This window comes from Gilliamella intestini, assembly GCF_900094935.1.
GTDB classification, from domain to species: domain Bacteria; phylum Pseudomonadota; class Gammaproteobacteria; order Enterobacterales; family Orbaceae; genus Gilliamella; species Gilliamella intestini.
Genome location: NZ_FMBA01000033.1, coordinates 1 through 23,713, shown reverse-complemented (window position 1 = coordinate 23,713; position 23,713 = coordinate 1). Strand labels below are relative to the sequence as shown.

At 33.9% G+C, this 23,713-nt stretch carries 23 protein-coding genes; 6 read left to right on the top strand and 17 right to left on the bottom strand.

Annotated features, from left to right (window positions below):
- From GA0061080_RS08820 to nadR, 4 genes are all read right to left on the bottom strand, one after another.
- Positions 1–240: transposase (locus GA0061080_RS08820; protein ID WP_141683123.1), on the bottom strand; the 240-nt coding region annotated here is incomplete at its 3' end.
- Positions 241–359: 119 nt separating this feature from the next.
- A complete protein-coding gene (locus GA0061080_RS08815; protein WP_141683122.1) occupies positions 360–1,301 on the bottom strand; it encodes a hypothetical protein in 942 nt (313 codons plus the stop codon).
- 347 nt (positions 1,302–1,648) lie between these two features.
- Positions 1,649–2,338 (bottom strand): nicotinamide riboside transporter PnuC, encoded by a 690-nt coding sequence (pnuC, locus tag GA0061080_RS08810; RefSeq protein WP_091124315.1) that lies wholly within the window; start codon positions 2,336–2,338, stop codon positions 1,649–1,651.
- A 2-nt stretch (positions 2,339–2,340) separates the two neighbouring features.
- Positions 2,341–3,576, bottom strand: coding sequence for a multifunctional transcriptional regulator/nicotinamide-nucleotide adenylyltransferase/ribosylnicotinamide kinase NadR (gene nadR / locus GA0061080_RS08805; RefSeq protein WP_091124311.1), 1,236 nt, complete (start codon positions 3,574–3,576; stop codon positions 2,341–2,343).
- A gap of 182 nt (positions 3,577–3,758) precedes the next feature.
- On the opposite strand from nadR, the gene GA0061080_RS08800 reads away from it, so the two are divergent.
- Together GA0061080_RS08800 and recD are read left to right on the top strand one after the other, a co-directional pair.
- Positions 3,759–5,354, top strand: a complete 1,596-nt coding sequence (locus GA0061080_RS08800; protein WP_091124308.1) for a DUF4139 domain-containing protein — start codon at positions 3,759–3,761, stop codon at positions 5,352–5,354.
- A 24-nt stretch (positions 5,355–5,378) separates the two neighbouring features.
- Positions 5,379–7,232 (top strand): exodeoxyribonuclease V subunit alpha, encoded by a 1,854-nt coding sequence (gene recD, locus GA0061080_RS08795; RefSeq protein WP_091124305.1) that lies wholly within the window; start codon positions 5,379–5,381, stop codon positions 7,230–7,232.
- Positions 7,233–7,298: 66 nt separating this feature from the next.
- Here the strand turns inward: recD and GA0061080_RS08790 are convergent, their stop codons facing one another.
- The 10 genes from GA0061080_RS08790 to GA0061080_RS08745 form a co-directional block, all read right to left on the bottom strand.
- The gene (locus GA0061080_RS08790) at positions 7,299–8,024 is read right to left on the bottom strand and encodes an amino acid ABC transporter ATP-binding protein (RefSeq protein WP_091124301.1); all 726 of its coding nucleotides are present in this window, start codon (positions 8,022–8,024) and stop codon (positions 7,299–7,301) included.
- 4 nt (positions 8,025–8,028) lie between these two features.
- A complete protein-coding gene (gltK, locus tag GA0061080_RS08785; protein ID WP_091124297.1) occupies positions 8,029–8,700 on the bottom strand; it encodes a glutamate/aspartate ABC transporter permease GltK in 672 nt (223 codons plus the stop codon).
- A complete protein-coding gene (locus tag GA0061080_RS08780) occupies positions 8,697–9,437 on the bottom strand; it encodes an amino acid ABC transporter permease (protein ID WP_091124293.1) in 741 nt (246 codons plus the stop codon). The genes gltK and GA0061080_RS08780 overlap by 4 nt, the downstream gene beginning before the upstream one ends.
- 94 nt (positions 9,438–9,531) lie before the next feature.
- A complete protein-coding gene (locus GA0061080_RS08775; RefSeq protein ID WP_091124290.1) occupies positions 9,532–10,440 on the bottom strand; it encodes a glutamate/aspartate ABC transporter substrate-binding protein in 909 nt (302 codons plus the stop codon).
- 226 nt (positions 10,441–10,666) lie between these two features.
- Positions 10,667–12,208, bottom strand: coding sequence for an apolipoprotein N-acyltransferase (gene lnt, locus GA0061080_RS08770; RefSeq protein WP_091124288.1), 1,542 nt, complete (start codon positions 12,206–12,208; stop codon positions 10,667–10,669).
- Positions 12,201–13,073, bottom strand: a complete 873-nt coding sequence (gene corC / locus GA0061080_RS08765) for a CNNM family magnesium/cobalt transport protein CorC (protein ID WP_091124285.1) — start codon at positions 13,071–13,073, stop codon at positions 12,201–12,203. Before corC ends, lnt begins: the two co-directional genes overlap by 8 nt.
- 116 nt (positions 13,074–13,189) lie before the next feature.
- Complete coding sequence (ybeY, locus tag GA0061080_RS08760) at positions 13,190–13,657, bottom strand: rRNA maturation RNase YbeY (RefSeq protein WP_065636209.1); 468 nt, start codon at positions 13,655–13,657, stop codon at positions 13,190–13,192.
- A gap of 23 nt (positions 13,658–13,680) precedes the next feature.
- Positions 13,681–14,151 (bottom strand): 23S rRNA (pseudouridine(1915)-N(3))-methyltransferase RlmH, encoded by a 471-nt coding sequence (rlmH, locus tag GA0061080_RS08755; protein ID WP_091124282.1) that lies wholly within the window; start codon positions 14,149–14,151, stop codon positions 13,681–13,683.
- Positions 14,152–14,155: 4 nt separating this feature from the next.
- Complete coding sequence (gene rsfS, locus GA0061080_RS08750) at positions 14,156–14,473, bottom strand: ribosome silencing factor (protein ID WP_034909992.1); 318 nt, start codon at positions 14,471–14,473, stop codon at positions 14,156–14,158.
- 87 nt (positions 14,474–14,560) lie between these two features.
- Positions 14,561–14,935, bottom strand: coding sequence for a hypothetical protein (locus tag GA0061080_RS08745; RefSeq protein WP_091124278.1), 375 nt, complete (start codon positions 14,933–14,935; stop codon positions 14,561–14,563).
- A gap of 413 nt (positions 14,936–15,348) precedes the next feature.
- Here GA0061080_RS08745 and GA0061080_RS08740 point away from each other — a divergent pair, with 413 nt between their 5' ends.
- From GA0061080_RS08740 to GA0061080_RS08730, 3 genes are read left to right on the top strand one after another with little or no spacing between them, the layout of a single operon-like run.
- Complete coding sequence (locus GA0061080_RS08740; RefSeq protein WP_141683121.1) at positions 15,349–16,773, top strand: hypothetical protein; 1,425 nt, start codon at positions 15,349–15,351, stop codon at positions 16,771–16,773.
- An 8-nt stretch (positions 16,774–16,781) separates the two neighbouring features.
- Positions 16,782–17,807, top strand: coding sequence for an SPFH domain-containing protein (locus GA0061080_RS08735; protein ID WP_209435787.1), 1,026 nt, complete (start codon positions 16,782–16,784; stop codon positions 17,805–17,807).
- A 15-nt stretch (positions 17,808–17,822) separates the two neighbouring features.
- Positions 17,823–18,065, top strand: coding sequence for a hypothetical protein (locus GA0061080_RS08730; protein ID WP_065636203.1), 243 nt, complete (start codon positions 17,823–17,825; stop codon positions 18,063–18,065).
- Positions 18,066–18,200: 135 nt separating this feature from the next.
- Here GA0061080_RS08730 and cydC read toward each other — a convergent pair whose 3' ends face one another.
- The 3 genes from cydC to trxB are packed head-to-tail and all read right to left on the bottom strand — an operon-like array spanning position 18,201 to position 22,510.
- Complete coding sequence (cydC, locus tag GA0061080_RS08725) at positions 18,201–19,832, bottom strand: heme ABC transporter ATP-binding protein/permease CydC (RefSeq protein WP_091124267.1); 1,632 nt, start codon at positions 19,830–19,832, stop codon at positions 18,201–18,203.
- Positions 19,826–21,541, bottom strand: a complete 1,716-nt coding sequence (gene cydD, locus GA0061080_RS08720; RefSeq protein ID WP_091124264.1) for a heme ABC transporter permease/ATP-binding protein CydD — start codon at positions 21,539–21,541, stop codon at positions 19,826–19,828. Before cydD ends, cydC begins: the two co-directional genes overlap by 7 nt.
- 15 nt (positions 21,542–21,556) lie before the next feature.
- Positions 21,557–22,510 (bottom strand): thioredoxin-disulfide reductase, encoded by a 954-nt coding sequence (gene trxB / locus GA0061080_RS08715; RefSeq protein WP_091124261.1) that lies wholly within the window; start codon positions 22,508–22,510, stop codon positions 21,557–21,559.
- Positions 22,511–22,870: 360 nt separating this feature from the next.
- Here trxB and GA0061080_RS08710 point away from each other — a divergent pair, with 360 nt between their 5' ends.
- Complete coding sequence (locus GA0061080_RS08710) at positions 22,871–23,056, top strand: hypothetical protein (RefSeq protein ID WP_091124257.1); 186 nt, start codon at positions 22,871–22,873, stop codon at positions 23,054–23,056.
- Positions 23,057–23,713 lie beyond the last annotated feature (657 nt).

The window sequence follows — 23,713 nt, the reverse complement described above, 5'->3', positions numbered from 1 at the left end:
CAGACGACGTTCACTGGGAATACCGAAAAGATACCCCAATAGCATGATTTTAAACAGTCTGACCGGATCTTCTGCCGGACGACCGTTATTAGGGCAATAAAGTGGTGCTACCGCTTCTCGAATAAATTCAAAATCAATGACTTTAGCTATTTTACGAACAAGATGATTTTGAGGAACAAGCGCATCTAGTGAGATTTGCTCTATTTTTTCTGGTGTCGCTGGAGTTGGTTTTTTTAGCATAGAAGAATTCCTCTTATAATGGACTCCTCTCTATTAGATCAAAGAACTCGCCAAAAAGCGAGTTCTTTGTCATCAATCTGAGAGGCTATTAAAAGCCTCTTTTTTATGAAATACTAATATTATTTGATTACATAAAAATTGACGTCACGAGTATCTCGAAGAGCATCAATAAATGGTCTTAATACTTTACTATAAGTTTGCTCTGGATCGTTTTCTTTTGTACATTGGCTTTCTGTGTTATAGCTTTTAGCCATTGCATCATTGGATGCTAAATTATTGTATGGTTTTGTAAAATCACTACCTTTTAAGGTAAGAAGGTGATTCCAATCATTTAAAAGACTTTCCATATATTGGCGACCTTCTTTACATTTTATGCTATTTAAATCAATATTAGGAATAACATATTGATTTATATCACTGAACTTTTTAGGGTTATAAGTAAAACCAATTTTTTCTTCACCAGAATCTCCTTTTAAATACTCAATAAAATCACTTTCACGGTATAATTTTTTTAACCGTTCGTGATAAGATTGTTTTTTCTTTAATCTTAGATTTTGTGTTATTTCTTCTGGAAAAGGCTGATCATAAGAATAATCCCAATGATAATTACTTTTTTCAATCAATACATCATTAATTAATTTTGCTGAAACCTCTATTTCAAATTCTTCACCATTAATAATGACCGGAATGTTATTAATCTCTTTTTTGGATTTTAATATTTTAGTTGCCTCTTCATCGCTGATATCGGTTGTTGAATAGATAGCAGTGTATAAAAAATAGTTACTTTGTGTTGGGTTAACAAGACCTGATTCTCCAAATTGAGCTGGTTTTACGACAAAATTGAAGTTGTCATCATTATACGATAATGTATGTTTGCCATATTCAAATGTATAATTAACGCCTGATTTTGCTGGGATGGTTAGTTCGTTTCCATCAATAGTGACTTTGATTTCGTTATTGGTGGGGTTGTCAATCCAACGTTCAATGGAGCTGGGTTCAGAACAACCAACAAGTGTAAGGCTATAAGCTAATAGTAAACAGTATTTTATTTTCTTCATCATAATAAGTGTTTTTATAATATTAAAAAGGATAAGATATTACCATATCGTTGGTAAATCTAAAGAAATTTAATATCTATTGTGTGAATTTTTTAAGAGTAATAATGATAGTTAATCATTTATAACACCAAAATACTTCATGAAGCATTAAATAATCCCTCTTTAAATATAACGCACTAAATAACTGTGTAATTTTCTACTTCCGTTTTGCATTAATTATAGGAGGATTTAATATTTGATGATGAAGGTCAGTGTTTATCTTAAATAAAAAATAGGAAATAAAATGATTATTTCCTATTTTTATACTGAAACGGTGGCTTTCCTGAAACTTTTTTACAAAATTGGGATATTTATCCTTTTTGTTCAGGACGCTTCCATTCACAAATTCCATAAATGGCATTAAATAGGTAAATTAAGTATTGTGTTGCGATAATAATGTTGTTGGTATAGATATTTAAAGCAATGACCAATACATTTAGTATTACCCATAAATACCAGTTAAAAGAGTACCTCATCATCAGTAATAACTGGGCAACCATACCTAACCCAAAGATGAAACAATTAGTAATAAGTTGGTAAGTTGTATTAGTTGTACCAATTTTATCAGTTAGATAAATATTAATAAAAGCCGCAATAATCAGAAAGATGAGAGTATATAAAAAGCTAGTTTCATTTAGTGAACGGACTTTAACATTTTTATCATTATCAAGGTTCTTTTTCCATGTAAGTAAACCATAGATATGTGAACAAAAATAGTAAATTGATGGTAATCCAGCACCAATATTGCCACCAAGAATATTCGCAGAACATTCTGCAACACCAGCCAACATACCTAATACATTACCCATGTTTTTACGTTTAGCTAATAGAATAACGCATAATAACCCAGAAAAAGCACCTATATAAGAAGCGGTATAACGTAAATTAAATTGAGTAAATGGATCAGTATATAAAAACGCCAAGGTTACACATAATATACAAAATAGTGGATAGAATTTATTGCGTCCGATTAAAATAATAATGTCGCTTAATTTATTCATAATTAATACTCTTCATTGTTAATAAGTTGGTTAACCAGTTCAATACAGCGCAAATAGCGCTCTTCATAATCAGGCGAATCGATTTGAATATAATTAATATTATTTTTTTCAAGAATCGAAATAAGCAATTGCTGAAAGTCTTTACGTTGTTTAGGGCTACCTAAATGGCGTAAACCATCAGCGACCCAAGGGGTGTTATTGCCTAATAAAATCACTAAATCAAAACGGTAGTTATTAATCATCGCTTGTAAAAAAGGATGCTCTTTACCTTCATATTTTTTACAAAAAGCTTGAGTTGTTACAAAATCAGTATCAATAAACGAAACTTTATTGGCATGTTTTATTGCAAAATCAATATATTGTGCATGGCCTAAGGCGATTTTATCATAATCAGCATATTGCAAAGCTCTTTCATCGCCACCAAGATGTGAAAATACATAATCTCGGCCATATTCCCAAGCACTGGTAGTATTAAATACATTAGCAAGTTTGTTAACTAAGGTTGATTTGCCACTTGATTCACCGCCTAAAATAGCCACCGTTCTAACAAAAAATGGTCTAACTTCTGTTGGGATGTATTGCCAATTTTTGAGCGGTGCTTGGCGGATTTGTGTACCACTGACTTGCATAAATTGGCGTTTAGGATCGATGAGCACGGTATCTAAATCAAATAAATCTTTATACATCGCAACATCTTGCGGTTCGCTTGAGTAAACGCAATCGGGATTTATGCCTTTTTGTTGAAATAATTTTTTGACGCGTTCACTCCACTCATGCCAGCCATTTGGGTAAGCAGGAATGCCGTCTTCTTCTAATAATTCAATGTGGATATTTTTTTGATATTTAAAGGTTTGTAATAACCAGCGAATGCGGTCATTAATTGTTGGTTGGCGAGACATGGCACTTTGCTCAAATAATGCCATATCTCGAGTTGTATCAGAACAAAGTACAACATACAATTCATCAACTTGGCTAATTGCACGCTGAATAAGGTAAATGTGCCCAGTATGTAAAGGATAGAATTTACCAAAAATAACACCTACTTTCTTATCTTTGGACGGCTGTTCGATTTGTAAATATTGATGGAGTGATTGTAATTTTTGAGCACTAGGGTTTTTAATTTTATCGTTAATAAGCTGACTTAAATAACCTTTAGTCATTTGACATGCATCGGCCACCGTTTGTAATGATAAATTTTTTCGTTTGATTGTTTTTTTTAAATAACTGAAGCTACTCATAAAATTCTCCTTACATTTTGTTTTTCATTTTTAACAAAATATAACTTAAATTTTATTTTTGTTCAATATAATAAACAAAATAATTTATTTTTTATTTCACTTCATTAAATTTTATAGAAATTACTCTTAAAATAGTGAATACTTATTTGTTATTAATGAAATAATTTTTTAAAAGGAATGGTATGAAAATTCAAAAATTAGCTTTTTTAATTGTATTTGCTTCTAGCAGTGCTTTTGCAAATAACAATGTAACACTTAATAAAGTCACGCTTTTTTTGCAAGGTGCTGAATTACAAGGGCAATCAACGGTATCGTTGACGAAAGGCGAAAATGAAATTTTATTGACTGGAATTGCCAATGGCGTTAAAGCTAATTCCATTAATGTTGGATTTGGCAATGATGCTAACGTGAAGGTATTATCAACATTATTTAATGATAATTATATTGATGATAGTGAAGAAAGCCAAGAAATTCAATCTTTACTTGAAGAATTACAAAAGTTACAAGAAAAACACGATACAGTCGAAATTGAATTAAAAGCAGTATCAGAACAAGTTACTCTTTTACAGGGAAATCGTTTAGATTTGTTAGTTAAAGGTGCTAATGATGATTTAAATGGCATGCAAAGTGCATTAGATTTTATTAAAACTAATTTAGTTACAGTATTAAACGAACAAAACAAACTACAAAAACAACTCGATGAGATAGATGAGCAGATACTACAATGCCAAGATAAGATCGATAAACAGAAAGCATCAGCAAAAAATACAACAAATGCAATTACCGTAAAAGTTTATTCTAATAAAGATATTACACTGCCAGTTACCTTGTCCTATGTCACTAATAAAGCGGGTTGGGCACCAATTTATGATGTGCGTGTTGCTGATATTAATTCGCCGTTACAGTTAGCTTATAAAGCGGATATTTATCAAAATACAGGTTTAGATTGGCAAAATGTTGATTTTAGTTTATCGACTTCGAATCCAAGTGAAGGAGTAATCGCCCCAGATTTAGTTCCTTGGTATATTGATATATATACCCAAAAAGGCGGATTGTTGAAAAATGATGGTAACATGAGCGCTAAAAAGTTAACAGTTGCCTTAGAGGATGCAGATGTCTATATCGATGATAATAATGATAATGCATTAACCAATACATCAGATATTAATACTCGCTTCGAGGTTAAATTACCTTATACGATTAAATCCAATAGCAATAATAATATCCTTACATTACAAAATAAAGAAGTGGAGGCAAAATATCATTATATTGCTATTCCTAAATTAGATAGCAGTGTGTACTTACAAGCGCAAATTGTTGATTGGGATAGACTTAACCTTTTACCAGGTAAGTCAACGGTATTTTTTAATGGTAATTATATTGGCGAAAGCTTTATTACTACTAAAGATTTAAAAGAGACGTTAGATATCTCTTTAGGAAAAGATAAAAATATCTTTATTGCTCGTAATCGTAATGTTAATGAAACATCAAAACCATCGTTATTTGGTAATGATATTTCACAAAAATATGCTTACACCATTGACGTAAAAAATGCCAAAACATTACCTATTGATATTGTTGTTTATGATCAATTACCGATAATAGTTAATAAATCCGTTTCACTTGATGATGCTAGATATGATGGTGCAACCTATAATAAAGAAACTGGTGAATTAATATGGGAATTTAAGTTAAACCCAAGCGAAAATAAAAATCTTAACTTAAGTTTTAAACTGACTTATCCAAAAGATAAAGTTAACGATATAATTGGCTTATAAGTAAGTTAATAACAGAAATAGAATATGTTAAACGAGTGGTTAAGCCAATTTAAACAAGATAGCCAAGTTAGTTTGTTAGATATCCATTTGGCAACGTTTTTGACGAATAAAGCAATGTTAAATGATGATATTACTACCAAACGTTTTAGTTTTTTGGTTCTATCACTAAGTAAAGAGGTTAGATCGGGACATGTTTGTCTTGATCTAACACTCCTAACCCCTCCGGCTATTGATGCATCACTTTGGTTAGCTTTAGCGTCGCCAAACGAACAAGATTGGCGCTTCACTCTTGAACAAGCAAGCCATAATCAGGTTGTGAGCGATGGTACAAACTTGTCCCCCCTTGTGTTTATTGAAAATAAACTCTATTTTCAACGAATGTGGTTGGACGAAAAAAATGTCGCGCAATATTTTAATCATACGACTTTTAGTGAACAACCAAGTTATTATCCTGATTTAAGCACTATACTAAATCAGCTTTTTACTCAGCAACAATCTCAAACTGATTGGCAAAAAGTAGCTGTTGCAGCGGCATTAACACGCAAAGTAGCGATTATTTCGGGTGGGCCTGGCACAGGTAAAACAACAACTGTAGCTAAGATTTTAGCAGGAATTTTATTAACCAGTCCTAATGCTAGAATTGTGACGGCAGCGCCAACAGGTAAAGCGGCATCAAGGTTAACAGAATCACTGAGTCGAACAATAGAACAACTCAATTTTGCATCATTAAACCTAAAAGCCGAGGCGATCACCTTACACCGTTTATTAGGTGCAAAAGCTGATAACAGCTCATTTACGCACAACAAAAATAATCCTTTACATATTGATGTGTTAGTTATTGATGAAGCGTCAATGGTTGATTTAAATATGATGGCAAGAGTGATTGAAGCGTTACCTATTTCAGCGCGTTTGATTCTGCTTGGTGATAAAGATCAGCTTTCATCTGTTGAAGCTGGAGCTGTATTTGGTGACCTTTGTACTTTTATTACTCAAGGTTATAGTCAACCTAGGGCAAAAGAGTTAAGCCAATTAACTGGTTATAATGTGCCTGCTTGTGAACAAACAGCAACAATTGCTGACAGTATTTGTTTATTACAAAAGAGTTACCGTTTTAACGAATTATCAGGCATTGGTTTGTTAGCTAATGCTGTGAAAGAAGGGCACTTAAGTACCGTTAAAAAATTATTAATAGATGATAAGTCACTAAACGATATCCAATATCATCCGCTATCATCTCAGCAAGTTTATGAAGATGTTTTACAAGATAGCATTCATCACTATAAACATTATTTAAATGTTATTAAACAAAATGGAACTAACGATATCGCATTAGTTTTAGCTAAATTTGCTGAATATCGCTTACTTTGTGCTGTCAGAGAAGGACATTTTGGTGTCGAAGGTTTAAATAAACAAATTGAATTACTTTTAGCTAAAAATAAGTTGATTCAATTAAAAAACAAAGAAACATGGTATGTCGGGCGACCAATTATGATTTTGCGTAATAGCACTTCATTAGGGCTCTATAATGGCGATATTGGCATTACATTAATGGCTGAGCATGACAGCTCAAAATTGCGGGTATATTTTCCATTTGCTGACGGTTCGATTAAAGGATTTTCACCATTTCGCTTACCTGAACATGAAACAGCGTATGCCATGACTATCCATAAATCGCAAGGTTCAGAGTTTGATCATGTCAATATTATCCTACCGACTGATTATTCGCCACTGCTAAATCGTTCATTGCTTTATACCGCCATTACTCGCGCTAAAAAAACAGTTTCTATTTATGCCACTGAACCGATTTTATTACAAGCAGTCAAAAGTCAAACTCAAAGGCACAGTGGTTTGGTGAATTTATTACAGAATAATCATTAAATGTATTGTATTAAGCATATTAAAGCTTAACAAATAAAAACAGGGCAGTTAAGCCCTGTTATTTTATTAGTGAATGATCTTAGCTAAAAAGTCTTTAGCACGATCGGATTGTGGGTTAGTGAAAAATTGTTCTTTTGACGTATCTTCAATGATTTCCCCCGCATCCATAAAGATAACGCGATGAGCTACTTTACGAGCAAAGCCCATTTCATGGGTAACAACCATCATGGTCATACCTTCATAAGCGAGCTCAACCATAACATCTAACACTTCGTTAACCATTTCGGGATCGAGTGCTGAAGTTGGTTCGTCAAACAACATAACAACTGGGTCCATACATAGTGCACGAGCGATCGCTACACGTTGTTGTTGACCGCCAGAAAGCTGAGCAGGATATTTATTTGCATGGGCAAGTAAACCAACACGTTCTAAAAGGTTAAAGGCTTTTTCACAAGCTTCTTTGTCCGAACGACCTAACACTTTAATTTGTGCAAGTGTTAGATTTTTTAAAATAGTTAAATGTGGAAACAGTTCAAAGTGTTGAAATACCATACCTACTTTGGATCGTAATTTAGCTAAATTAGTCGCTTTATTTGTAACTTCTATTCCATCAATAATAATTTTGCCTTTTTGCACAGGCTCTAAACAATTTACAGTTTTTATCAGGGTTGATTTTCCTGAACCTGAAGGACCACAAACAACAACAACTTCGCCTTTACCAACTCTAGTGGTGCAGTTTTTTAATACCTGAAATTGTCCATACCATTTTGATATATTTTCTAAGGAAATCATATGTTTATCCCTTTTTAAAATAATTAACTAGACGTGAAACGGTGAAGCAAATAACAAAATAAACTGCTCCTGTAAATAATATCATCTCAACGACTAAACCATCTCTATTGCCTACAATTTTAACCGCACGATAAAAGAAATCAGCTAACTGTAATGTGTAAATAAGCGTTGTATCTTGAAATAATATAATCCCCTGCGTTAATAATAATGGCGTCATAATACGAAATGCTTGCGGTAAAATCACCATTCTTAATGCCTGACCTTTAGTCATGCCGAGCGCTAATGATGCACTGACCTGCCCTTTAGATACACTTTGAATACCAGCTCGAATAATTTCTGAATAGTAAGCTGCTTCAAATAATGAAAAAGCGATCAATGCTGACACCAAAGGCATATTTGTTGTAGACGAAAGATTTAAAATTTTTTCTAATAGTTGAGGCACAAGCAAACAAAACCAGAGCAAAACCATCATTAATGGAATTGAACGGAATATATTTACATAGCATAAAGCAAACCAATGTAGCACTTTAATCGAAGAAAGTCGCATAATGGCAAGTAGCGTTCCCCAAATAATACCAAAAATCACAGCGGTAAGTGTTATTTCTAAAGTTAATAACATACCTTGCATGATATAAGGTAAGTTAGGTAGGATTTGTCCCCATTCTAAATCCATCATGATTTATCTCCTAATACGCCAGGAAGTCGTACTTTTTTCTCAATATATTGCATAGTAAACATTATAACGACATTGATAAGTACATACCCAAATGTAATAGCTATGAATGATTCATAAGGTTGGCCTGCGTATTGAAGCAATTTTTTTGATTGTGTGGTTAATTCAACGTAACCAACAGTTGAAGCAACAGCCGAGTTTTTAACCATATTTAATATTTCAGATGTTAACGGTGGTAGAACACGTCGATAAGCGTTTGGTAATAAAATATATAAATAGGTTTGTTTTAGGGTTAATCCTAATGCAATTCCTGCACTTTTCTGACCTGTAGGGATTGACTGAATAGCAGCTCTCACTTGTTCACAAATACGTGCACCTGTGAATAATCCTAATCCTAGGGTTGACATTAATAAATTAAATATCATAGGGTCAAGACTATATAACCAGTCATGGATAGATTCTGGTACTAGCACTGGTACAACTTCAATCCAAAAGAATAAGTGAATGATTAACGGGATATTTCTAAAAACTTCAACATAACATGCACCTAAGCTAGATAAAAAGCAGTTAGGTAATGTTCTCAGCACACCAAATAGCGAACCAACCAAAAAGGCAATAGTTCCTGATGTAATAACTAGCAATATGGTCATTTGGAAACCTAACCACAACCAGCCTAGATACGTTGTATTTTCAATTGGTGTTGTTTGAAGAAAGACTCCCCAATTCCAATTTGTTGTCATAAATACTCCAACATGTAAAAAAATGTAAATAATACTGAGTAAGATGATGGACGCAGTTAGCTACGTCCTTTATTTATTGGAAAATATCTGTGTATTAATCTAATGCGTTATCATTAGGATGAGCGAAAAGCTCTTTCATCTTAGGAGATATATCAAAGTTCATATTTAACCCTTTTGGTGGAATAGGTTGTTTAAACCAGCGGTTATATGACTTTTCGGCGACACCTGATGTTTGCGCTTCTGAAATCGTTTTATCGACCAAAGCTTTAAATTGTGGATCTTGTTTACGCAACATACAACCATAGGCTTCATAAGATAATGGTGTACCTACAATTTCCCATTGTTCAGGTTTTTTTGCTTTAGAGCGTTCACCTGCTAATAATGCATCATCGATAAGAAATGCTACTGCTCGTCCACTTTCAAGTGTGCGAAATGCATTGCCATGATCATTTGTCGCAATAATACGAATATTTAACCCTTTTTCAGCATTGATTTTGTTGAGCATAATTTCGGATGTTGTACCTGAAGTTACGACCACATTTTTACCTTTTAGATCGTCAATATCTTTAATATTGCTATTAGTTTTGACTAAAAAGCGAGTGCTAACTATAAAGATCGTATTTGAAAAATCAACTTGTTTTCGACGAGAAAGATTATTAGTTGTTGAACCACATTCAAAATCGTAAGAGCCGTTTTGTAGCAGTGGAATACGGTTTTGAGAAGTCAGAGGTAAATATTTAACTTGTAGGTTAGGCATATTTAACTCTTTTTTTACTGCATTAATAATAAGATCTGAGTAATCTTGAGAATAACCAACAACTGTTTGGTTATCACCATAATATGAGAATGGGACTGATGATTCTCTATGTCCTACGACAATCACACCATTTTCTTTTACTTTAGCTAGTGTACCAGTTAATTCATCGGCAAATGAGGTACCACTCATTAAGCCTAACATTGCAAATGATAACACTAATTTGGTTAATTTTGTCTTTTTGTTCATACTCATCTCCTACTGTTTAGTTTGTATCATATTAAATAATTTTAATATTTTTACAAAGGCCGTATATTATAACTTATTTTTTTGCATAAAAGTACTTTTTACTGTCTATTTATTTATCACGGAGCTAGATGCAATCAATAATCAGCGTGTTTTTGCTAATGATTGATTATACTAAAACTTCTTAAACCTAATTATATTTAAGCAAAAATTATGCCAATATCATAAATTATGAACGTCTTTTTATAAAAAGTGAGATAAACATAAATGCCATAATAACAAAGTAAGGAATATTCCCCCATCTTGCATAAGGCGTTAACCCAATTGTTGGTGAAACAGATGCTGACAAAACGTCTGTTTTAAATTGCGGCAATTGTTTAACAATATTGCCATGCTGATCAATAATAGCTGTAATACCTGTATTAGTACTACGAATTAACGGCCGACCAAACTCAAGCGCTCTAGCTTGTGCCATTTGTAAATGCTGTTTAGGACCAATACTATCGCCAAACCATGCATCATTAGACACCGTTAATAAAAAATCACTATCAGGGGTAAATTTTTGTCGCATTAAATCTGACAAAATAATTTCATAACAAATAGCAGGCGTAAATTTAAAGCCTTTTATAACTAATTGTGCTTGCTTTGCTTGGCCAGATTTCATTGATGACATGGGAATATTTAGTAATTCAGCAATTGGCTCAAGTACTGACTCTAGTGGTGTAAATTCACCAAAAGGCACTAAATGGTGTTTTTGATAACGATTTATTGTCGGATATTGATAGGGTTCCTTTTCGCCCAATACTAATAGTGTATTATAGATATCACCATTGGATTGATAACCATCTTCACCAAATCGATAATCAATAATACCGACAGCGATTTGAGCATTATGGGCTCTGGCTTCATTATCCAAATGTTGTAAAAAAGACTGCTGATTAATTTCGTAATCGGTAATGCTAGCTTCTGACCATATAATGATCTTATTTTCTTCGAGATTATCTTGAGTTAGTTTGGCATAGGTTTGTAAGGTATTATTCAGCTGTTCTCTTGTCCAACGAATTGACTGCGAAATATTTCCTTGAATTAAAGCAAAATTAGCCGAACGGGTGTTATCGACGGTTGTCCATTCGATATGGTTGAATGAAATCGGTGCAAAAAAGAACGTAATTAGTGCAATAAACGCACCAAAAGCGTGCCTTTTAGGAATTTTTGCTGTGGAGGATTTTATACCATAAACTAGCAAGCCACATAACACCGCTAAAATTAAATTAACACCATCAATACCAAAGACAGAAAAATAAGCACGTAAAGGACTATCAAGCTGGCTATAACCTAATTGTAACCAAGCAAAACCTGTCAAAATATAGCCACGCAAAAACTCGGTCACTTGCCAAAGAATTGGCGCTACAAGCACAAGCTGTTTGAACGAAAATGGCGTAGCAAACCGATTTGTCAATCTTAATAAAAAGGCGAATAGCATTGGGTAGATAGACAAATACAGAACTAAAAGCCCCAGAATAATTACGGCAACAAAAGGCGGTAACTCTCCATACTGTTTAATACTAATATAAACCCAGTGAACGCCAGCTAAAAAGTAGCCAAAACCCCAACTTAATCCAAGCAACGTGGCTTGTTTTTTAGATTTATCGGCGATAAGCCATAATAGCCCAGCAAACGACACAAAGGCTAAAGGCCAAATATGGAAAGGGGCATAGCTAAAAACCGCTATACCACCTAAAAGCAAGCTTAATAAAATTGGCTTAAGCATTTTCAGGTAACTCTAAATTAGGTACTGTTGCACCATCAGGAATTGTTACATGCAGTTGAATAATACGCCTTCTATCGGCAATGGTTACTTTAAATTGATAACCATCAATTGTAATACTCTCGCCACGTAAAGGTAAACGACCAAAATGTTGCATCACAAGCCCGCCAATGGTGTCCATTTCATCATCACTAAAATCAGTGGCAAAGATTTCATTAAAATCTTCAACGGGTGTAAGTGCTCGAACAGTATAAACCGAAGGGGACAAGCGACGGATATCACGATCTTCAACCTCGTCATATTCATCTTCAATATCACCAACAATCAGTTCTAAAATGTCTTCGATAGTCACAAGCCCTGACACACCGCCAAACTCATCAATAGCCATTGCCATATGGTAACGCTGCATACGAAACTCTTTTAGCATATGATCAACACGTTTACTTTCAGGCACAACAACGGTTGGTCTAAGGATTTTTTTCAAATCAAAATTATCGACGCCTTGGCGAATAAAAATCAACAGATCTTTTGCCAATAAAATCCCTTCAATATGATCGCGATCTTCACTAATAACAGGATAACGGGAATGCCCATGTTCAGAAATAATATCTAAACACTCATCAAGTGAATAATTGTCTTTAATGGTAACAATTTGAGAGCGGGGGATCATAATATCGCGAATGCGTTGTTCAGCAATATCCATAACGCCTTCGATCATATCAAGCGTATCGGGATCGATAAGCTCGTTTTCTTCGGCTTCGCGGATCACTTCGATCAGTTCTTCTTTATCTTTTGGTTCTGAATGAAATAACTGACTTAACCATAATGCAAACCCTTTTTTAGGTCTCCGGTGATTATCATCACTCATTTGTGCTTTTCCTTTCTTACTTTATTATTAATTTACTATTTTTGGCTTAGTTTACTTAATTTACTTACTAAAAAAGTTTGCAAAATAGCATATAACTAAACGGCCTATCGTATATTTTATTCATCAATGGGTTGATAAGGATCTTCAAACCCCAACTGCTGCATAATATCAATTTCGATATTTTCCATTTCTTCGGCCTCGTCGTCAAGGATATGATCATAGCCTAATAGATGCAAACAACCATGCACAATCATATGTGCCCAGTGTGAAGTTAATGATTTATGTTGCTGATCTGCTTCCGCTTCAACCACTTGCTTACAAATCACCAAATCGCCAAGCAAAGGAACATCAATTTCAATGGGTGACTCAAATGGGAAAGATAATACATTGGTTGGCTTATCTTTATGACGATAGGTATTATTTAATTGCTGACTTTCTTGCTCATCAACAATACGAATAGTTAGCTCGGCATTATCCACAAATTGCGGCAAAATAACCTCTAACCATTGCATAATTTGCGCTTCGGTAGGCAAATTTTGGCAATCTTTGGTAGCAATTTGTAAATCTAAAATTATTGCGCTCATTCTATTTTGATTACCTTAGGTTATTATTCACGATGATAAGGGTGATTAGCCGTTAAACTCCATGCTCGATAAAGGCTTTCAGCCACAATCACGCGTACTAAAGGGTGTGGAAGAGTAAGGGGAGAAAGCGACCAACTCTGCTCGGCTGCCGCTTTACAAGCAGGCGATAACCCCTCAGGGCCACCAATCAATAAACTCACATCTCGCCCGTCGGCTTTCCAACGTTCTAACTGCTCGGCTAAATTATGGGTTGTATAAGGTTTACCTGGAATATCAAGAGTCACAATGCGATTGCCTTTACCACAGGTACTTAACATTGCTTCGCCTTCTTTATCTAAGATCCGTACAATATCTGCATTTTTGGTACGTTTTCCGGCGGGGATTTCAATAAGCTCTAAAGGCATATCTTTAGGAAATCGTGATTGATAATCATTAAAAGCAGTGGTAACCCAGTTTGGCATTTTATTGCCAACAGCAATAAGCTGTATCTTCACGTGATTAACTCCAAAGCTTCTCAAGTTCGTAAAGCTGACGGCTTTCTTCTTGCATTATATGTACAATGACCGCATCCATATCAACTACGACCCAATCGGCATCACTTTTACCTTCGCTACCTAACACCAAATGGCCTTGTTTTTTTGCTTCATCAAGTAAATGGTTAGCAATAGAGGAAACATGACGGTTTGAAGTGCCAGTACAAATAATCATATAATCGGTAATACTTGATTTGCCACGAACATCAAGGGTAACAATGTCTTTTCCTTTTAGATCATCAATCTTATCAATAATAAAATCTTGTAACGACTGCTGCAAAATAATCTCTCTTTTTATTAAAAATAAAGCGCCATTATAGCATATATTTTAAAAATAACGGTGATGATAACTTACACATATTTTTATTGATTATTGGGATTGCTTTTTTCTTTTCTTTTTTGCTAGTTTATCTTCACGCATTTTTTTTATTTGTTCTTTTCTGTTTTTCTTTATTTGGTCTCTTTTCAATTTTTTTTGATTATTTATAGCTAAACGTTTCTCTTTTTTTAGAGTATCTTTTATTGTATTTTTTGCTTTTCGCTTTTTTTCTCTATGTATGCTAAATTCAGCTAACACCTCTGTTAACGACGATATACCCAACAAGAATAAAAGTCCTAAAAATAAACCTAATAAAGATGGATATATTGGGTTGTAATCGTGACCCACGCGCGGATGGATTCTAACCGTTGCTGCTTCTACAAAATTGGTACTAAATAAAAAAAGTAAGAAAAATATCGCTTTCATAATATATGCAATTTAATGGAATAATTTTCACGTATTTCATTTTATACAAATATATGTAGATGTTAAAGGGCATTTGAACAATAAAAAAGCAAAGTTTTATATTTGAATGGCACACATTTTCAAACAAAAAATTAGTGTTGCTGATCCAATTTTTGTAAAAAATATTCAGGATTCTATACCGTCTTGAGATTAAAAAATGAAAATAATAATACGAAATTTGAATTGAGATGTGGAATAATCAACAAATATTTAGTGCGACAAAAGATAGAAAACACAAGCTTAAACGCGTTATGAATTTTTTAAAGAATGAGTTTTAATTATACGATTTTACTTTTTTATCGACAAAAAAGGCTATAGCTTATAATATAGCTAACTAAATTACTTACAATCAATCATATAATTAATTTTTAAAAATGACTTCAAATATATTAACCATTAAATGTCCACAATGTGGAAGTATCAAACATAGTTCATTGGGCAATGAAAAATATCAGTGTGAAGGTTGTGGTGCTGTTTATTTTGTTGATAAAAATGATGTACATGTTTTTCATCATCAACAATCTGAACCCAAAAAAACAATCCAGTCAAAAAATAATACAATCAATATTGTAGTTATAGTTTGTGCATCGATTTTTTGTACGGTGATCTTTGGCGTTATAGCTGTTTTGCAGGTTTTAGGCAGTGAAGGCTTTTTTGAATCTAAACCCGTAGCATATTCAGCAAAAAGTACATCAGATAAAAATCGTACAAATCCACCTGCTACGGTTAATAAAGAAAAATGGACTCATAAAAATATTGATATTTTTGTGTATAAAGATACACCTTATTTGATTATGAAAAGTAAATTAAAAATATCAAAAGATGATCCATTTTCAAGAAGAGAAGAACAGCATTTCATTAAAATTTATGATACCCAAGCAAATCAGTTTGTTGGTCAATTTGAATTGCCTATTGATGAAAAAAGTCATTTTTCAGAACCTATTCCCTATGAATTAAGAAAATGGGACAACGATGATTTTTTATTGCTGATTGATAAACAAAAATTATATCGATTAAATAAGCATAATAAAACTTTTGAATATGTTAATGATACCATGTTTGCAAAACAACCTGAGTTTTCACAAGGATTGGCAGAAATTAAGTTTGTAAGCAAAGAATGGGGTGACGGTTTGTATGTGTATACCAATAAAGGGAAGCATTTTTATTTTTACCCTAATATTGATAAACTTTATAAAGATGATGAATTTTATAAAGCAAGAACAGGAGCAACGCCATTACCTGCCAATTTCTCAGTACGTACAGCTTTTAGCTTTAGCACAATAAGCAATGATTACCCTGATGAAAATTGTCGATTAATACAATATGAGTATCAGTATTTACCCGGTTATCCACGTGAAGAGGCATGGTTTAAATGGTCAAATTTTTACTATACAAAACAAAATCAAGCTATTGTTATTATTAACAGCGATACGCCTTATGAAAAAGTTCTTTTGGAACCATGGCTAAAGAAAGCATCTAGAACGTTAAAATATCGAGATTTTACCCCAGATCGTGTTTATTTCTTCCCTAAATTGCTCGATGATAATGGTGATTCGTTGCTAATTGCTTTTTCTACATCACCAGTCAAGAAAGATAATTATGTTATTCAATTATTAGATACGAAAGATGCAGATATTCGTTGGAGCTATAATTTTCCTTTAACGTTCAATAGCGTTAAGGCAAAAATATTGAATGATCGCATTATATTGATGACAGCAGATAAATTAATTCAATTAAATCATGATGGTAAACAAGATTTTATCTTAGATACAAAGTCTTTAGACAGTAATAAGGAATGAATGTAATTATGTTTAGTTTTTTTAAAAAACAATTAGCTTCGGTTATAGAATGGCGTGACAATTCAACTGATATATTGTGGTATCAGTTTCCCGCTAGCAATAATGATCAAATTATCAATGCCAGTAAGCTTATTGTTGCTCCAGGGCAAGGTGCAGTGCTAGTTTATGAAGGTAAAATAGCCGATGTGATTGAAGACGCTGGTATCTATAATTTAAAAACCGATAACCATCCATTTATTACAACAATGCTAAAAATAAGGCAGTCTTTTAAGAGTGAACACAAACTTTATATTTATTTTTTCAAAAAAAACAATATCGTTAATCAAGGATGGGGTACCGCATCACCCATTAAGTATTTAGAGCCAGAATATCAGTTCCCAATTCAACTTAAAATGAATGGTAACTATGCTTTTTCAATCGGTAATATTCAACAATTTTATCAACAAATTATTGGTCAACGTAATCAATATACAACTCAAGAAGCAAAAGAATTAATTTCAAATCGTATTATTCAAGAAATAACAAGTTTACTTGCTCAAGTGCAATACAGCTATTTGCAAATAGATTCAAAATTAAGTGAACTATCTGAAAATGTTAAAATGCATTTAATTGATGAATTTGTTAAGTTAGGTTTAACTTTGTCTGATTTTCGTATTGTGGCTTCTCAGTTTGATAGTGAAACCGAAAAAAGAATTGCTAAAATAGCTGACATTTCGGCCGATGCAATTGCCGCGAGCAAAGGTAATTTAAGTTATATTGAAATGGAAAAATTACAAGCTATGCGTGATGCGGCTAAAAATGAAGGGGGAATAGCAGGTTTAGGTGCTCAATTTGTAGCAGGTGCCGAATTATCAAAAATCTACACTCAAAATGTAGCAGATACTGATAATAAGCAAGGCTCTTCTGACTTTGAAAAGATCGATAACGATGATATATATAGTAAGTTAACAAAATTAAAACAATTGTTAGATATCGGGGTAATTACTCAAGCAGAGTATGATGCAAAGAAAAAAGAGTATATTGATAAGCTTTAATTAAGGAATAACAGAATGAAAACATTTTTAGCCAGTCTTCTTATTGCTTTTATTTTTACGTTGTCACTAGGGATAATATTATTAATATGGGATATAAATGTATTTCAATATGTTGATATAACTAAAATCCTTTTAACTATTTTAACTATTGTTGTTAGTAGCATTATATTATGCCTTATTTGGGCATTACTTTTTAATAATGGCGAATACCGCTATGATAAAAAAGAGGGTAATGTAGCCCAATTTAAAGAAAAATAATAGGTTGTTGATAAATAACTATTATTCTTGAAAAGATATCAACCAAAGTTTGTAAATATATCAAGCCGAATTATAAACTAATAACGTTGTCAGTTGTTTGACAATATCGTAAATAAATACTCGGGCCAAATTTAATTAAAGCGAAATCATACGATCAAACAACGGGTTATCTGTCAATCGGTGCGTCACCATTAGTAACGTTTTACCATTACAGGTTTGTTTAATCAATTGAATTATTTGCTGTTCTGTTTTTTGATCAAGACTTTCAGTTGGTTCGTCCATTAAAATTAATGGCGAATTATGTAACAATGCTCTTGCAAGACCAATACGGCGGATTTCGCCTCCTGATAGTGAGCGACCACCTTGTCCGAGCTGTAAGTCTAGTCCTTGTTCTGTGGTGAGCAGTTTGTCGAGTTCGACTTGATGCAATACCGCTATGAGTTGTTCATCAGTTGCTTGCGGATTTCCGATTAATAAATTGTGCCGCAGGCTATCACTAAAAATAGTAATTATTTGCGGAACAACAGCAATAGTTTGGCGAAGAGTGGGTTCATCGAGTTGATTTATTGGTATGTCGTTAATAAAAATTGTTCCTGAATTGGGTTCCCAATTACGTGTGATTAAACTTAATAAAGTCGATTTACCGCAACCTGTTTTGCCAATTAAGCCAATATGTTCGCCTGCTTTGACTGTTAAGGAAAAATCAGTTAATACCGCAAAAGGTTGATTTGGATAGCTAAAGTTGATGTTACTTAACTGTAATTTAGCCGATTTTAGATCAATTGGTTGTCCTTGTGTTGTAAATTCGACATCAGGCTTTTGATCAAAAATAGCGGTAGTGCGAGTAGCCGATGTGAGTACTTGCCCTAAAAAGATAAAAGCGCCAGGAATGGGCATGAGTATTTCTGCACTAGCAAGGCTGACAAAGACAAATAACGCCACTAAAGGCGATAAGGTGTATTGTGTGATTAGCCATAGTACTAATAAGGTTAAAAATCCTGCAATTAATAAGACAAGCGCACTTGATAGCGCCATTAGTGTTGATTGGCGTTGTTGGTTGTAAAGCCAACTCGATTCAAGTTCATCAAGTTTTGCGCGATAGCGTGATTGTGCATTAAATAAAGTAAGTTCGGCTTGTCCTTGTAGGTAGTTAACTAATAGTAGTCGGTATTCACTTTGTTGCTTTGCCAGTGTTGTTCCTAATTGCTTACCTGCTTGATAAAAGATAACAGGCACCACCAGTAAGGTAGTGGTAAGAATAATACTGATGGTTAATGCAATTGGTAAGTTTATATTCGCTAACCCAATAAATAAAATGCCAATAGTAACAAGTGCGGTAACAATAGGCGAAAACAGTTTTAGATACAGGTGATCAAGTGCATCAATATCGACAATAAAGCGATTAAGTAAGTCAGCTTTTTGATATTGAGCAAGTTGATTGGCACTGAGGGGTAGTATTTTTTTAAATGCCAAGGTTCTTAAATAAGAAAGAAGTTTAAACGTCGTGTTGTGATCAACTAAACGCTCCATATAACGTGCAGCGGTTCGCGTTATTGCAGCTGCACGCACGCCTGCGGCTGGTAACATATAGTTAAAAGAATATAACCCCGCCACGCCAACAACTGCAGTAGAAGCTAAAAACCATCCCGATAATGATAACAAAAATACGCTAGCAAATAGGGTTAAAATAGACAGCGATAATCCCAATAAAATCTGCCAAAAATAGTGTTTGTAAAGTGCAATATAGGGACGCAGAGTGGTTAGCATATACTCTCCTTGTTATGATAATGCAGTTTTCCTTGTGATAATTGCCATATTTGATCAAAATGCTGCATATCATCATTTTGATGAGTAACAGTAATGCTATTTGTGGCAATATTTTGCTGATCTAAGTTTTGTACAGTTTGTTTATCTAAACTGGCTGTTGGTTCATCAAGGATCAATAGTTGGCAGGGTTTTAACATGGCTCGGGCTAATGCCACACGCTGTGCTTGCCCAACGGATAATCTAACCGCTTCTTCTCCGACTTGTGTCTCTAAACCTGCAGGTAATTTGGCAATGACTTCGGTTAATTGCGATTTGCAAATCACTGCTTCAATTTCTTGTTCTGATGCATTTGGTTTGCCAAGTAAAATATTGTCACGCACTGAGCCGTTAATTAAATACGGATTTTGGCCGATCCAACTAATTTGTTGTTGCCACGTTTTGATATCTAACTGGTTAAATTCAATACCATTAATTTTGAGTGATCCTTGATAAGGTAAAAATCCTAATAAAACCTGCATTAACGAGGTTTTACCTTCACCACTTGTTCCAATGAGAGCCAATTTAAAAGGTGCGTGTAACGAAAATGATAACGGTCCAACAATAGGTTGTCCTTCGTTTGATATTACAACTAAGTTATCGGCCTCAATGGTTTGTAAGGATTGAGCAAATGGGATATTTGATAATGCCACGTTAGCATGTTGTTGAGGGGATTTTTGGGTTAAGAATGCTTCGATATTATCAGCAGCGGCAATAGCTTCGGCTTTGGCATGGTAATAAGTTCCTAGATCCCGTAAGGGTTGAAAAAACTCAGGCGCTAAGATCAACGCAAAAAAGCCCGCAAATAGAGTAACTGTTCCATTATAAGCACCAAAATTAAATTCGCCTAAATATGAAAAACCAAAATAAACGGCAACAACAGCGATTGAAATTGAAGTAAAGAATTCTAATACCGCTGATGATAAGAACGCCATTTTTAATACTTGCATGGTTTTAATGCGAAAATCTTCCGAGGCTTTTGTAATTTCGTTGGCTTGTCTGTCACCTTGGTTAAATAGGCGAATGGTACTTAAACCTTTTAAGCGATCTAAAAAGTGGCCACTTAAATAAGCCAGAGCTTTAAAATGACGGCGATTAATGTCAGCAGCGCCCATGCCTACTAATATCATAAAGATAGGAATAAGTGGTGCAGTACAAAGCAAAATGGTTGCAGCAGCCCAGTTAAATGGCAATATTGCAATACAAATTAAAATGGGTGTCATGCTTACTAATCGCATTTGAGGCAAATAACGGGCAAAAAAGTCATGTAATTTGTCGACTTGCTCAATCAGCAAGGTGCTCCATGCACCGGTGGTGCTTTGATTTAAATAAGCAGGACCATGCAATTCAAGTTGATTAATTAACTGGTGCCGAATTTGTTGGCGAATTTTTTTACCTATAGCAAAGTTGATTTTTTCGCGTAGATAAACAAAACCCGCTCGGATTAGTAGCACCGCCATTAGCGCACCAAAAAAGGGTAAAATGTCTACAAAAGGGTGCTGCTCAATAATAAGTTTTTGTAAAATAATGGCTAGTAATACCGCTTGGGTAATAACCAAGATTGTTAACATAAAACCTGTTAACGTTGATGCACGCAAATCACTTTTATGCTTTTTTGCCTGCTGTTTTAGCCAGCCTAAAAGGTATGTTTGGCGTTTTTTATCTAATGACATGTAAATTGTTGCTTTTTATTTTAAATTGTCTAAATAATGTTCCGCATCTAAAGCTGCCATGCAACCAGTTCCTGCTGATGTAATGGCTTGTCGATAAACATGATCCATCACATCACCAGCAGCAAAAATACCTTCGACACTGGTTTGAGTTGCATTACCTTCAGTACCTGATTGTACTTTGATATAGCCGCCATTTAGTTCAAGCTGACCTTCAAAGATCGTGGTATTAGGTTTGTGACCAATGGCGATAAACACACCTAAAACCGAGATTTCTTCGGTTATGTTAGGGTCTTGTGTGCTACGAATCCTAACGCCTGTTACGCCCATATCATCACCTAATACTTCGTCAACAATGCGATGAGTATGTAAAATCACTTTGCCTTCTTTGACTTTTTCAGCCAAGCGATCCATTAATATTTTTTCAGCTCTAAAGCTGTCTCGACGGTGAATTAAGTGTACTTCACTGGCAATATTGGCTAAGTAAAGTGTTTCTTCAACAGCTGTATTACCACCGCCTACAACAGCAACTTTTTGGTTGCGGTAGAAAAACCCGTCGCAGGTAGCACATGCAGATACGCCTTTACTTTTAAACGCTTCTTCAGACGGTAGACCAAGATACTGTGCCGAAGCACCTGTTGCAATAATGAGTGCATCACAGCTATATTCTGTCTCACTACCAAAAAGCTTATAAGGTTTAGTGCTAAAATCGACACGATCAATTTGATCTAAAATAATTTCAGTATTGAATCTTTCGGCATGTTCTTGCATTTTAGCCATTAATTCAGGTCCTGTTAGATCAGGGGCGCCTGCTGGCCAGTTTTCAAGGTCGGTGGTGGTAGTGAGTTGCCCGCCTTGTTGCATTCCTGTAATTAATACCGGTGAAAGGTTAGCTCGAGCAGCATAAACAGCAGCGGTATAACCAGCCGGACCAGAACCAAGTATTAAAAGGCGTGCGTGTTTGGTTTTCATGTTTAAATCCTTACTTATTTTTTTAATTTTGGTTATTTTAAACAAAATTAACTCAATTTATGGCTGATAAGTCTAACATTATCAATCTTCATCGTGCAAAATAATTCGTTATTGCAGCAATAGGTTATAACAATAAGAATTATTGTTTAAGTAAAATTACGTTATCTTTTTCTTTTCAATTGCTTTATATATCTTTGTTATTTTTTTAAATTACGGTTATTTTAGTTTTTTATTTTTAGTGTTTAAAATATGTGCTTTAATTTTTAACTCCATTTTCTTAAGAATTTTTTTATTATCTGATAATCTTTTTTTGATTACCGGTTTACTTTACATCCTAACAAAAATAAGGGGGGAAACGATATGGATAATCCTTCAAAAGATAACGTAGAAGCCGTGCTTAGAAAAATTAATTGGGCGCAAGAAATTTTAAATTCAGTACAACAAAATGTTAGCGATCCTCAGATTGGTAATATTTTATCGGGTATTTCATTTATTATGGATTCGGCTTCAATGGATGCCGAAGCACTTTATCAATCCATTAAATAATATTTAATAAAGTATAGCAATTCCTCGTGTTGTTTGTAGTAATTTGAAAAACTACTGTAATAAATATACATAAAAAACCAAAATTAACGCCCTATCACAGACAAGAAATAGGGCGCTGATATCATAAAGAAAAATAACCGTTACTAATTAGGCCAAACGCTCTATGGTCATTCGCTAGAGCTTTTATAATGTGCTAAACAGGTCTGTTGAAGGTTTTCGTTTTTTTTACCTTGTTGGAATGAACGCTATAAAAAACTGCCTGTCAAAATGCGATTTCTATCTAGAACATGCTATTTATAACCTCAAAAAACGCATTTAACATTAAATAACATCACTCCTCTGAATATAACACACTAATAAAAGTGTAATTTTTTAGATAAACGGTGTAATCACTATTGGGTATTTACTCGACTGCTCTTTTTTTAGGTTAAATTTTTGTAAAAAATATTCAGGAGTCTATACCGTCTGGAGATTAAAAAATGAAAAGAGTGATATGAACTTTAAATTGAAATATGGCATAATCAACAAATATTTAGTGATACAAAAAAGACAACAAATACTTAAATGTTTTATTAATTTTTATAATACCGCTAAACTGCATAAAATGATTTTAGGGAAAACGCCTTATGCGTTTTTAGAGGATCAGTCAGCCCTTGG

What these genes read in the sequence shown, in the direction of transcription:
- GA0061080_RS08815 (WP_141683122.1), bottom strand. Translation starts at nt 1,301, where the DNA reads ATGATGAAGAAAATAAAATACTGTTTACTATTAGCTTATAGCCTTACA.
- pnuC (WP_091124315.1), bottom strand. Translation starts at nt 2,338, where the DNA reads ATGAATAAATTAAGCGACATTATTATTTTAATCGGACGCAATAAATTC.
- nadR (WP_091124311.1), bottom strand. Translation starts at nt 3,576, where the DNA reads ATGAGTAGCTTCAGTTATTTAAAAAAAACAATCAAACGAAAAAATTTA.
- GA0061080_RS08800 (WP_091124308.1), top strand. Translation starts at nt 3,759, where the DNA reads ATGAAAATTCAAAAATTAGCTTTTTTAATTGTATTTGCTTCTAGCAGT.
- recD (WP_091124305.1), top strand. Translation starts at nt 5,379, where the DNA reads ATGTTAAACGAGTGGTTAAGCCAATTTAAACAAGATAGCCAAGTTAGT.
- GA0061080_RS08790 (WP_091124301.1), bottom strand. Translation starts at nt 8,024, where the DNA reads ATGATTTCCTTAGAAAATATATCAAAATGGTATGGACAATTTCAGGTA.
- gltK (WP_091124297.1), bottom strand. Translation starts at nt 8,700, where the DNA reads ATGATGGATTTAGAATGGGGACAAATCCTACCTAACTTACCTTATATC.
- GA0061080_RS08780 (WP_091124293.1), bottom strand. Translation starts at nt 9,437, where the DNA reads ATGACAACAAATTGGAATTGGGGAGTCTTTCTTCAAACAACACCAATT.
- GA0061080_RS08775 (WP_091124290.1), bottom strand. Translation starts at nt 10,440, where the DNA reads ATGAACAAAAAGACAAAATTAACCAAATTAGTGTTATCATTTGCAATG.
- lnt (WP_091124288.1), bottom strand. Translation starts at nt 12,208, where the DNA reads ATGCTTAAGCCAATTTTATTAAGCTTGCTTTTAGGTGGTATAGCGGTT.
- corC (WP_091124285.1), bottom strand. Translation starts at nt 13,073, where the DNA reads ATGAGTGATGATAATCACCGGAGACCTAAAAAAGGGTTTGCATTATGG.
- ybeY (WP_065636209.1), bottom strand. Translation starts at nt 13,657, where the DNA reads ATGAGCGCAATAATTTTAGATTTACAAATTGCTACCAAAGATTGCCAA.
- GA0061080_RS08745 (WP_091124278.1), bottom strand. Translation starts at nt 14,935, where the DNA reads ATGAAAGCGATATTTTTCTTACTTTTTTTATTTAGTACCAATTTTGTA.
- GA0061080_RS08740 (WP_141683121.1), top strand. Translation starts at nt 15,349, where the DNA reads ATGACTTCAAATATATTAACCATTAAATGTCCACAATGTGGAAGTATC.
- GA0061080_RS08735 (WP_209435787.1), top strand. Translation starts at nt 16,782, where the DNA reads ATGTTTAGTTTTTTTAAAAAACAATTAGCTTCGGTTATAGAATGGCGT.
- GA0061080_RS08730 (WP_065636203.1), top strand. Translation starts at nt 17,823, where the DNA reads ATGAAAACATTTTTAGCCAGTCTTCTTATTGCTTTTATTTTTACGTTG.
- cydC (WP_091124267.1), bottom strand. Translation starts at nt 19,832, where the DNA reads ATGCTAACCACTCTGCGTCCCTATATTGCACTTTACAAACACTATTTT.
- cydD (WP_091124264.1), bottom strand. Translation starts at nt 21,541, where the DNA reads ATGTCATTAGATAAAAAACGCCAAACATACCTTTTAGGCTGGCTAAAA.
- trxB (WP_091124261.1), bottom strand. Translation starts at nt 22,510, where the DNA reads ATGAAAACCAAACACGCACGCCTTTTAATACTTGGTTCTGGTCCGGCT.
- GA0061080_RS08710 (WP_091124257.1), top strand. Translation starts at nt 22,871, where the DNA reads ATGGATAATCCTTCAAAAGATAACGTAGAAGCCGTGCTTAGAAAAATT.